At 76.6% G+C, this 10867-nt stretch carries 10 protein-coding genes; 2 read left to right on the plus strand and 8 right to left on the minus strand.

The genetic code is table 11. The annotated features are described in order from the left end of the window. Positions 1-30 precede the first annotated feature (30 nt). From manA to BJ983_RS15410, 5 genes are all read right to left on the minus strand, one after another. On the minus strand, positions 31-1239 hold the full coding sequence (gene manA / locus BJ983_RS15390; protein ID WP_179794578.1) for a mannose-6-phosphate isomerase, class I: 1209 nt from the start codon (positions 1237-1239) through the stop codon (positions 31-33). Positions 1240-1396: 157 nt separating this feature from the next. Next, positions 1397-2542, minus strand: coding sequence for a hypothetical protein (locus BJ983_RS15395; protein ID WP_343054203.1), 1146 nt, complete (start codon positions 2540-2542; stop codon positions 1397-1399). Next, complete coding sequence (locus BJ983_RS15400; RefSeq protein ID WP_179794579.1) at positions 2539-2772, minus strand: Trm112 family protein; 234 nt, start codon at positions 2770-2772, stop codon at positions 2539-2541. The genes BJ983_RS15395 and BJ983_RS15400 overlap by 4 nt, the downstream gene beginning before the upstream one ends. After that, a complete protein-coding gene (locus BJ983_RS15405; RefSeq protein ID WP_179794580.1) occupies positions 2769-4193 on the minus strand; it encodes a phosphomannomutase/phosphoglucomutase in 1425 nt (474 codons plus the stop codon). The genes BJ983_RS15400 and BJ983_RS15405 overlap by 4 nt, the downstream gene beginning before the upstream one ends. Before the next feature lie 70 nt (positions 4194-4263). Then, positions 4264-4626, minus strand: a complete 363-nt coding sequence (locus BJ983_RS15410) for a DUF3499 family protein (RefSeq protein ID WP_179794581.1) — start codon at positions 4624-4626, stop codon at positions 4264-4266. Between the two features lie 144 nt (positions 4627-4770). On the opposite strand from BJ983_RS15410, the gene BJ983_RS15415 reads away from it, so the two are divergent. Continuing rightward, the gene (locus BJ983_RS15415; protein WP_179794582.1) at positions 4771-5289 is read left to right on the plus strand and encodes a metallopeptidase family protein; all 519 of its coding nucleotides are present in this window, start codon (positions 4771-4773) and stop codon (positions 5287-5289) included. Positions 5290-5296: 7 nt separating this feature from the next. On the opposite strand, the gene BJ983_RS15420 is transcribed toward BJ983_RS15415, so the two are convergent. The 3 genes from BJ983_RS15420 to BJ983_RS15430 form a co-directional block, all read right to left on the minus strand. Further along, on the minus strand, positions 5297-5674 hold the full coding sequence (locus tag BJ983_RS15420) for a VOC family protein (protein ID WP_179794583.1): 378 nt from the start codon (positions 5672-5674) through the stop codon (positions 5297-5299). A 40-nt stretch (positions 5675-5714) separates the two neighbouring features. Then, positions 5715-9368: a glycosyltransferase gene (locus tag BJ983_RS15425; protein WP_179794584.1), complete on the minus strand. Its 3654-nt coding sequence runs from the start codon at positions 9366-9368 to the stop codon at positions 5715-5717. Between the two features lie 128 nt (positions 9369-9496). Beyond that, positions 9497-9748 (minus strand): WhiB family transcriptional regulator, encoded by a 252-nt coding sequence (locus BJ983_RS15430; RefSeq protein WP_179797870.1) that lies wholly within the window; start codon positions 9746-9748, stop codon positions 9497-9499. 329 nt (positions 9749-10077) lie between these two features. Here BJ983_RS15430 and BJ983_RS15435 point away from each other — a divergent pair, with 329 nt between their 5' ends. Continuing rightward, the gene (locus tag BJ983_RS15435; RefSeq protein ID WP_179794585.1) at positions 10078-10839 is read left to right on the plus strand and encodes a site-2 protease family protein; all 762 of its coding nucleotides are present in this window, start codon (positions 10078-10080) and stop codon (positions 10837-10839) included. Positions 10840-10867: the final 28 nt, after the last annotated feature.

Below are 10867 nucleotides of genomic sequence, written 5' to 3' on the forward strand. Positions count from 1 at the left end.
CCGACCTTCCGGCGGGGTCGACCGGCGGGCCTACCGGCCGTGCCGTCCGTCGCCCGCGACGAACACGAGCGCCGGGCCGCCCACGGCCGCGACGTCCACCGAGCGGTCCGCCGACGGCAGCCACACCGCGCGCCCCTGTCCGACGGTGAGCGTGCCGCCCGCCCCCTCCAGCTCGATCTCGCCGCGGACCACCACCGCGATCCGCGGGCCGTCGAGGCCCACGTCCGCCGACCCGCCGTCGGGAAGGTCGAGCCGGACCAGCCGGAAGTACTCGCTGGGGGCGTGGAACACCGCGCGGGGACCGTCGACCTCCGGGCGGATCAGCATAGGCGGCCCGCAGCGGAAGTCGAGGATGCGCAGCAGCTCCGGCACGTCGACGTGCTTCGGCGTCAGGCCCGCCCGGAGCACGTTGTCCGAGTTCGCCATGAGCTCGACCCCGCAGCCCGACAGGTAGGCGTGCGGCGAGCCGGCCGGCTGGAAGAGGCACTCGCCCTCGGCGAGGACCACGCGGTTGAGCAGCAGCGCCGCGAGCACCCCGGCGTCCCCGGGGTAGCGCTCCCCCAGGTCGAGCAGCGTGCGGACCTCGCGGTCGAACTCCCCCGCGCCGCCGCGGAGCAGCGCGATGCAGGCGTCGAGCAGCTCCGGCACCAGCTGGTCCACCGCCCGCTGCGGCAGCGTGATCCACGTGGTGAACACGGCACGGAGGCCGTCCGGGTCGGGCTGTGCGGCGAGCAGTTCGGTGTGGTGGCGCAGTCCGGGCACGTCGAGGGCCCGCATCAGGCGCAGCGTCACGCGGGCGTCGCGGAAACCGGCGAGGGCGTGGAACTCCTCCAGCGCGCAGAGGATCTCCGGCTTGGGCAGGGCGTCGCGGTAGTTGCGGTCGGACGCGGTGCGCGGGACACCGGCCGCCTCCTCGCGGGCGAACCCGGCCACGGCCTGCTCCGCCGACGGGTGGGTCTGCAGCGACAGCGGCTCCTCCGCCGCCAGCACCTTGAGCAGGAACGGCAGGCGGCCGCCCCAGTGCTCGGCCCCGTCGGCGCCGAACGCGCCCTCGGGGTCCTCGGTGATCGCGTGCAGGAGCGTGCGCCCGCCGGGCAGACGCGACGGATCGTCGACGTGCGCGCCGAACCACAGCTCGGCCTGCGGGTGCGGCGACGGGACCGGCTCGCCGAGCAGCGCCGGGATGTGGGTGCGCGACCCCCAGGCGTACGGCCGCACCGTCCCCTCGAGCAGTTCCACCGCTTCGTCCCCCTGAGTCGTTCCCTGTGCGCGTGTGGGTCGCGGGGGCCCGGGCCGGTCCGGCCCGCTCCCGCGTCGTGCCGCGGACGCCGCCGTCTCGGGCGTCCCCCGGTGTCGGTCCCGGTCGGGCCCACGGTCGGGCCGTCCGGTCCCGGGGTCAGGCGCCGATGCCCGGTACCGCGTCCGGATCCCGCTCGGCCTCGGGATCGGCCCCGAGCGAGCCGGTGGCGAGGCCGAGGTAGAGCGCCGCGAGGTCGAGTCGCAGCGCCAGCACCCCGGCCCGGACGGCGTCGCGTCCGACGCCGGGCCCGGCGAGCTCGAGGTCGTCGAGCTCCAGGCGGTCCGCGGCCGGCCAGCGCCGTTCGGCGTCCTGGGCCAGCCGCCGGGTCGGGACGTCCTCGGCGACGGTCACGACGACGAGCCGGGGCGGCGGACCGTCCGGGCCGGGGTCGTCGAACGGGTCGGCGAAGATCGAGTCGATGCCGGTGCCGCCGTCGAGGCGGGCGGCGAGGGCCGGCACCCCGACCGCGGCGCTCAGCCCGCCCGCGTGGGCGACGACGCCGGCGTGCGCGGCGAGGGCGACGGTCCCGTACCCCGCGACGGCGATCGCGGTCGGGTCGGTGCCCCAGAGCAGCGGGGTGTGCTCGGCCAGCCGGAGCGCGAGCGCCTTCGCGGGGGCGACGAACGCCTCGTGCCGCGGGCCGCTGCGCTCGGCCTCGTCGTCGAGCCGGTCGGCGAGGGCCTCCCCGTCGACGTCGAGGAGGTCCAGGGCGCGCGCGGTGGCGTAGGCGGCCGCGAGGTCGGTGGGCGCGGCCAGCCCGTCCATGACGGGGACCCGCGGGGCGACCTGGATGGCGCGACCGGCGGCGGCCGCGGGGGCCGGCCCGTCCGGCGGGCCGGTCAGCACCACGTGGGCGTTGCGGCGGACGGCGCGGTCCACGGCCTCCGCGATCGCCGCGTCCGCGGGATCGCGCTCCGAGCCGCGATGGGACACGACGACGACGTCGAGCGGCCCGAGCCACGGCGGCGCGGAGCCGGTCACGACCACCGGACAGGGGCAGGTGGGCTCGAGCAGCGCGGCGGTGATCGCCGCGACCGCCCGCTCGGGACCCGGCCGGGCGAGCAGGACCAGGGCGCGCGGGCGCAGCCCGGACAGGCCGGCGATCCCCGCCTCCTGCGCGGCCGCCCACGTCGCCCGCACCTGGGCGCCCGCCGTGGCCGCCCCGCGCAGGACCCCGACCCGGTCGGCGTCGAGCAGCCGGCCGGTGTCGTCGAGCAGCGCCTCGTCGAGCACCGGTCTCACCCGCCCGCGGTGTCGCTCGACCCGCCGTCGGGGCCGCCCGCGGCCTCGGAGAGCAGCAGCACCGGGATGCCGTCGCTGACCGGGTACTCCCGGCCGCAGACCTGGCAGGTGAGGGCGGGGGCACCCGCGTCGGCGGGGGTACCGGGCCGGAGCTCGCCGTGGTCGGGCGCGGGGCAGGCGAGGATCTCGAGCAGGGCCGGGTCGAGGCCGAGCGGGCCGGCGGTGCTCATCGGCGGACCACCGCGAGGACCTCGTCGCGCAGGGCGGCCACGGCATCGGCGTCGGAGGCCTCGACGTTCAGGCGCAGCAGCGGCTCGGTGTTCGACGGCCGCAGGTTGAACCAGTCGCCGTTCTCGAACATCACCGTCAGCCCGTCGAGGGTGTCGGTGGTGACATCGGGGCGGTCCCCGTAGAGCTGCTCCACCTCCGCCATCCTGGCCTGCGGGTCGGTCACCGTCGAGTTGACCTCGCCGGAGGCGGCGTAGCGCGAGTACGTGGCCATGAGCTCCGAGAGCGGCTTGTCCTGCTCCCCCAGCGCCGCCAGGACGTGGAGGGCCGCGAGCATCCCGGAGTCGGCGCGGAAGAAGTCACGGAAGTAGTAGTGGGCGGAGTGCTCGCCGCCGAAGATCGCGCCGGTCTGCGCCATCGTCGCCTTGATGAACGAGTGGCCCACCCGGGTGCGGACCGGCTTCCCGCCCGCCTCGGTGACGATCTCCGGCACCGCGCGCGAGGTGATCAGGTTGTGGATGATCGTCGACCCCGGCTCCTTGGCCAGCTCGCGGGAGGCGACGAGGGCGGTGATCGCGCTCGGGCTGACCGCCTCGCCGCGCTCGTCGACGAGGAAGACGCGGTCGGCGTCGCCGTCGAAGGCGAGCCCGGCGTCGGCGTGGCCGAGGTTCGAGACCTCCCGCTGCAGGTCGACCAGGTTGTCCGGGTCGAGCGGGTTGGCCTCGTGGTTGGGGAACGAGCCGTCGAGCTCGAAGTAGAGCGGGTGCACGTCGATCGGCAGCGGGTCGAGCACCGCCGGCACGGTGTAGCCGGCCATCCCGTTGCCGGCGTCGACCACCACGGACAGCGGGCGGATGCCCGACAGGTCGACCAGGCTGCGCAGGTACTCCGCGTAGCCCTCGCGCATGTCCTGCTGCGTGACGGTGCCCGTGGTGCCGGTGGAGCCGGGCACCTCGCCCGGCCCGCGGTCGAGCATCGCGGCGATCTCGTCGAGGCCGGTGTCCTGCCCGACGGGGCTCGCACCGGCCCGGCAGAGCTTGATGCCGTTGTAGGTGGCCGGGTTGTGGCTCGCGGTGAACATCGCGCCGGGGGCGTCGAGCACCCCGGAGGCGTAGTAGAGCATGTCCGTGCTGGCGAGTCCGATCTCGACGACGTCGACGCCGCGGCTGGTGACGCCCTCGGCGAACGCGGCGGCGAGCTCCGGCGAGGAGTCGCGCATGTCGTGGCCGATGACGATGCCGTTCGCGGGCGCGGCGCCGGCCTCGGAGGTCAACAGCTCGGCGAAGGCCGCCCCCACGTCCCGCACGAACGCCGCGTCGAGCTGCTCCCCGACCAGACCTCGCACGTCGTAGGCCTTGATCACCTGGCTGATGACGCGGGAGCGGGCGGCCTGCGCGGACTCGGTGGCTGCTGAACTGCTCACACCCGCAGCGTATCCGCCGGGTCCGACGGCATGCGGCTCGGCGGCCACCCGAAGGGGTGGCCGCGGGGACCTACGAGCCCGACGGGTCGGGCAGCACGCGTAGGTGGGCACGCCGACCGGTGCCGGCGACCGTGCCCTGACCGACGGCCTCCCCCGGGGGCTCCGCCCGGCCGGCCTCGCGCACGGCCTCGGCGAGCGCGGTCAGGTCGTCGGCGCTGGGCTCCGAGGGGAACTCGCCCTCGTAGCGCACGACCTCCCAGCCCCGGGGGGCGGTGAGGCGCAGGGCGTGGAACTCGCAGAGGTCGTACGAGTGCGGCTCCGCACTCCTCGCCAACGGACCCACGACGGCCGTCGAATCGGAATAGACGTACGTCAACGTGGCCACGGCCGCACGGCCGCACCCGGTCCGTGAGCACTTCCGTACTCCTCGCACGGGACGAGACGATAGACGCCTGCTCCGGCCCGCGTCGCGCAGGCTCGCTCGGCGCGTCGGGTGACGGCGTCGCGGACCCGTCCGGCGGTCGCCCGTGACCGAGGTGACCTCGGGCGACGGCCCCGGGGCGTAGGCTCGCCGCTCATGGCGAGGGGTGGTACCCGCACCGGCGGGCGCTCGGGTGGTGCACGGACCGGAGGCGCACTCCCGGGCCGGGCCCCGCGACGGCGCGACCGCCGCGGCCGCGGGATGCGGACGCCGCTCTACCCGGCCAGTGCGCCGGCGTCGCGGACGCGGGCGGAGCGCTTCGACGCGGTGGTGCTCGAGGCCCTCGAGCCGATCGAGGACCGGTGGGGCGCCGAGCTCGAGGATCTCGACGTCGCGGTGGACGACGTCCCCGACGTGTCGACCCCCGTGCCGGACGACGACGGCGTGGTGGGCGACGGCGACATCCCGCTCGCCCGGCTCGTGCCGGCGGGCGTGGACCGCCGGGGCGCCCCGACGCGGGCCCGCATCGTCCTCTACCGGCGCCCGCTCGAGGCGCGGGCACTCGACGGCGAGGACCTGGCCGACCTGCTCCACGACGTGCTGGTGGAGCAGATCGCCGAGTACCTCGGGGTGGAGCCCGACACCATCGACGACGGGTCGGACGAGGGTTCCTAGGAGCCGTCTAGAAGCCGTGGTGCACGGCCTCGACGTTGTGCCCGTCGGGGTCGCGGAGGAAGACGGCGTAGTAGCCGGGGTGGTACTCCGGCCACTCCCGCGGCGCGTGCAGCACCTCCACCCCGGCGGCCAGCGCGGCCTCGTGCACGGCGTCGACCGCCGCCCGGTCGGGCGCCGCGAACGCGACGTGCAGTTCCTGCGCGACCGGGCCGCCCGGGCTCAGCCAGAACTGCGGGATGCCGGCCGCCCCGGCGAGCCCGACGACGGCGCTCCCCTCGTGCGGGATGCGTATCGCCTCGACGAAGCCGAGCGGCGCGAAGACCTGCAGGTAGCGGGCCACGGCGGCGTCGACGTCGGCGACCGGGACCCCGAAGTGATCGAGCATGCCGCGACGCTAGCGGCGACCCCCGACAGTCTCGCCCGCGTCAGTCCAGCCGGGTGCGCGAGGGCAGGGCCGAGAGGGCGGTGAACAGCACGAGTGCGAGCTGCAGCAGGAGGAGCAGGCCGCGCAGCGTGGTGTCGCGGGTGACGACCACCGGGCCGCCGCCCGCCGGCACCGGCACCCCGACGAGGTGGCCCCAGGCCGGGACGATGTCGGCGGGCGCGCCGCCGACCGTCGCGGTCCACCCGGACTCCCGCTCGGCCGCGAGCACCATGAGCCGTCGGTCGGCGCCGGGCGAGATCAGCACCCCCACGTTCGGCGGACTCGCCGGCAGCACTCCGATGCCCTGCGGGCGGCGGGGGGCGGCCTTCGCGTCGGTGGCGTCGTCGGACACCGGCGGCTCGAGGAGGACGGCCCCCGCGACGGGCAGGCCGATGGTGAGGACCGACCGGCCGTCGGAGGTGGGTGCCGCGGGGCTCAGCAGCGGCGTCCCGGCGCTCACGGCGCGATCGGCGACCGCGGCGTCGGGCAGGACCACCGCCGCGGTGCCGGACGCCGCCAGCTCCGCCGCCCCGGCCTGCACGGTCGCGGGGTCGCCGGAGAGCAGGGCGGTGACGTCGCGGGTGAGCCGCGCGGGCGCGGCGCCGACCGGGACGAGGTCGTCGTCGCCGTAGCGGGGCAGCTCCGCACCGGCCCGGCGGGTGGTGTCGGTGTCGAGCGCGAAGCCCGGCCCGTCCGCCCGCGGGGCGAGCCCGATCGCGACCACGGTCGCCCCGGAGCCCGCCAGCCGGTCGGCCAGCTGGGCGTCGAGGACCGGGGCCGGACGCGTGGCGAGCGGGCCGCGGGGCCCGATGAGCACGGCGCAGACCGCGAGCGCGATCGCGGCGGCCGCGACGACCGGCACCGCGACGCCCCGGGCGCGCCCCGTGGAGGCCGCGCTCGACCGCACCCGCAGCCGGGACGAGAACGCGGTGCCCACCCGCGACGCCGCGGAGCGCGCGCCGCCGCCGACGCGGCTCAGCACGCCGTCGGGGCCGAGGTCGATCGCGGGATCGCCGAGCTGTCGCGGCGCGGGCCGGTGCCGCGGGCCCGAGCGGCCCGTGACGAGGGTGCCGAGCGGCGTCACCCGGGCCTCGGCCAGGAGCGCGAGCAGGCTCCACAGCGCCCCGCACGCGGCGAACGCGAGCGCCGGGCCGGTCCAGCCGGGCCGCGGCTCGCCGCCCGAGAGGGGGGCCAGCGCCACCGTGCCGACGATCCCCGCGGCGACGATCCCGAGCAGCATGATCCCGAGGCCGGGGACCATCGCGCGGCGCGGGGCGACCAGCGCCCCGCCGACGGCGACGACCAGCACGATCAGCCCGACGACGGGCAGCGACCCGGCGCCGCCGGGGTCCAGCGAGAGCACGTCGAGGGTGCCGGCGAACCGCTCGGTGACCGGCGACCCGGTGCCGTGCAGGAGCACCTGCGGCGCGCGCAGCAGCGTCGAGGGCCAGGGCAGGAGCAGCAGCACGGGCAGGACGACGACGGCGGCCAGGGCGACCGCCCGCCGCCGTGCCGCACCGGCCGGGGCGGGGACGGCGACGAACCCGACGACGACCACCACCAGCACCATGAGGTGCACCAGCGGCGCGAACGCCGACACGGCGGCGAGCAGCAGCGAGGTGCCGGCCGCGGCGCTCCACCACGAGGTCCGCCGGCCGCGGGTGCCCTCGTCGCCCGCCGCGGTGCGGCTGCCGCGCAGCACCGCGGCGACCCCGGCGAGCACGAGCGGCAGGAGCACGACGACCACGACCCCGTCGAGGCGGCCCTGCGCGACGGCGGCGCCGGTGATGCCGAGCAGCGCGTAGACCGACGCGGCGAGCGCCCGGAGCACCCGGCCCACCCGGACGGGGCGGGAGGCGACGTAGGCGGAGAGCCCCGCCAGCGGCAGGGCCCCGAGGAGCAGCAGGGACACCGCGACGGCGGGCCCGGACGACCCGGCGACCGGCCACAGCAGTCCGCCGAACAGCCCGATCACGGCGAGGGCGGCGGAGGCCGGCGCGGCCGTGCCCCCGGCGACGGGGTGCCACTCGGCGAGGTAGCTGCTCCAGAGCGGACCGAGCTCGGGCAGCGCGCGGAGGCGGCCGCCCGCGAGGTCGAGGCCGAGGCGGGAGCGCTGGGCGAGCAGCGACACCGCGGTGAGCGCCAGGACCATGAGCAGGGCCGGCGCGAGCAGCAGCTCCCGGAGCACGCGGCCGGGCGTGACGGGCACGACGACGAGCCGCGGGTCGGGCTCCGCCGGCGCCGCCTCGCGGGGATCGGGGATGCCGACGAGGGCGGTGGCCGCCTCCGGGTCCGGCGCGGCGGTGCGGTGCCGGCCGCTGCGGGCGCCGATCAGCTCGGTCGGTCCCGCCTCGCCGGACGTGGTGGGGCCCGCCAGGGAGACCGCGACGGACTCGCCGCCGGGGCGGCGCAGACCCGCCTTGCGGCGCGCGGTGCGCTTCGGTGCGGTGGCGCCGGCCGGCAGGGCGCCCTGCCCGACGAGCAGCGATCCCTCCTCGGGGCCCTCCGTGGCCGCGGCCGCGGACTGCGGGGCCCGCGACGGCCGGGCCGCCCAGTCCGGCAGCCGACCGAGGTCGAGGTCGTCGCGCACCCGGTTGCGGACGATGCTCGCGAGGCCACCGGAGACGGCGTTGCGCAGGCGGGTGGTGCGGCTGGTGAGCAGGCCGCGTACGTCCCCCGGCCCGGCGTCGGTGGTCCGACGGCGGCGCGCCTCCCGCAGGTCGCCGAGGTCGGCCAGGAGCCGCCCCATCGCGCCGAGCTCGGCGTTGGCGGCGCGGGGCCGGCGCAGCAGCAGGAAGCCGATCGCCCGCAGCACCGCGAGCAACGGCAGCCGCACCAGGCCGGTCGCGTAGGCGAACCCGGAGCCGTTGGCGAGGACCGTCGCCATGCCGTTGCGACGATCGGTGGTCCGCAGGCCGCCCTCGGTACCGCGTGCGTCGAGCCCGCGGGACCCGACGGTGACGGCCCGCGCGTGGTGCAGCCGGGCGGAGGGCACGCAGAGGACGAGCCCGCCGGCACGGTTGACCCGCCACCCGAGGTCGAGGTCCTCCCGCAGGAGCCCGTACCCCGAGTCGTACCCGCCGAGGGCGTCCCACTCCCGACGACGGATCAGCGCGCCGGCCGACCCGACGGCCAGCACCTCCGAGTTGGTGGCGAACTGCCCGAGGTCGAGCTCGTCGGAGCCGATACCGGTCTGGCGGTGGCCGGAGGCGTCGGTGGACAGGCCCGCCTCGACGACGAGGCGCGGATCGTCCCAGTCGAGCTGCAGCGGGCCGAGCATCGCCGCGGCGGGCGAGGTCTCGGCGACGGAGAGCAGGACGTCGAGACACGAGGGCTCGGGCGCCGCGTCGTCGTGCAGCACCCACAGCCAGTCGCCGGAGCTGCGCTCCCCGGACCGGCCCCACCGCCGGTCCGCGTCGGCCACGGCCGCCGCCACGGCGGTGCCGAACGGGGTGTCGCGCGGGAGGTCCAGCACGACGTCGACGCGGTTGGAGGACCGCAGCAGGTCGGGCGTGGAGTCCCGCGAGCCGGTGTCGACCGCGACGACCCGCCGCGGGCCGACCGAGAGCCGACCGAGTGCGCCGAGGGTCTCGGGCAGCCACGCCTCACCGTCGTGACAGACCAGGACCGCCAGCACGGGCGCCGTGGGGGCCACCGCCGTCCCTCCCGCCGTCGGGTCGTCCGGCTGTCGCCGGACGCGCCCGAGACTAGAAGGGGGGCCCGACAGCGTCGTCGGACAGGGTCACCACGCCCCGCGCCGGGGCCGTGGTGGGAGCGGACGGGTCAGACGACCCGGCGCTTGAGACGACGGCGCTCCCGCTCGGAGAGACCGCCCCAGATGCCGAAGCGCTCGTCGTGCCCGAGGGCGTACTCCAGGCACTCGGAACGCACCTCGCAGCTGTTGCAGATCTGCTTGGCCTCCCGGGTCGATCCGCCCTTCTCGGGGAAGAACGCCTCGGGATCGGTCTGCGCGCACAGGGCGCGTTCCTGCCATTCCTGCTCGTCCTCGTCCGTGACGGCGAACAGCTCCCCCAGGACGTCACGCGGCCTCCCGGCCCCGTGCGGTCCCCCTGCCGCCGTGGACGTCCCGTCGAACCTCACGCTGCCCAGCACCACCGACCCGCTCTCCGCACCGTTCACACGGCCTCCCTCACCGCTAGCACTCCCCAGCTGGCGGAGCGCCGGCCCCGCGCCGGCGTGTACGTCGGCAGGAATTACATCGGTGTCGTTCCATGTGGGTCAAGTCGGGTCCCACGGGTGGCCGCATGTCGCGACGGACGGTCGTCACGTGCGGTGAACGCGTTTTCGACGTTCATCGACGCTGCGTGGCCACCTCGCGGCCCCCGACCTGGGACACTGGGTCCGTGGCCAGCCTGCGCTCCGGTGGGAGCCTGACCCGGACCAGCCCCATCTTCCTGGGGCTCCTCGCCGCGACGGTGGCGGGGTGCGTCCTCACGCTCGTCTCCTCCGAGATCGCGATCACCGCCGGCGTGGTGATGATCATCCTGGCGGGCTGGTGCGTGTCGCTGTGCCTGCACGAGTTCGCCCACGCCCTGACCGCGCACCGCTGCGGCGACCCGTGGGTCAAGGCCCGCGGCTACCTCACGCTGGACATCACGAAGTACGCCAACCCCGGCCTGACCTTCGTGCTGCCGGTGCTGTTCCTGCTCATCGGCGGCATCCCGCTGCCCGGCGGCGCGGTCTACATCGCCCGCGGCACGCTGCGCGCCCGGTGGGCGATGAGCCTCGTCTCGCTCGCGGGCCCGCTGGTCAACCTCGTCCTCGCCGTGCTCCTGGCGCTCGTGGTCCCGCTGGTGCCGGTCTACCTCGGCGCCGGGCTGTCCTTCCTGGCCCTGATCCAGGTGCTCGCCTTCGTGCTGAACATCCTGCCGATCCCGGGACTGGACGGCTGGGGCGTCCTCGACCCCTACCTCTCCGAGCACACGCGGCAGCGGGTCGCCCCGTTCACCCCGTACGCCCCGCTGCTGCTGTTCGTGGTGCTGCTGCTGTTCTCCCCCGCCGCGCAGGCGCTGTTCGGGTTCGCCTCGTTCGTCTACTCCGGCACGGGCGGCGACCTGGCGCTCGCCGAGGCCGGCCGCTCGATCTTCTTCTTCTGGCAGCGCTAGGCGGGTCCCTTCGGAGACGCCGGGTCGT

It is taken from the genome of Actinomycetospora corticicola, assembly GCF_013409505.1.
GTDB lineage: Bacteria > Actinomycetota > Actinomycetes > Mycobacteriales > Pseudonocardiaceae > Actinomycetospora > Actinomycetospora corticicola.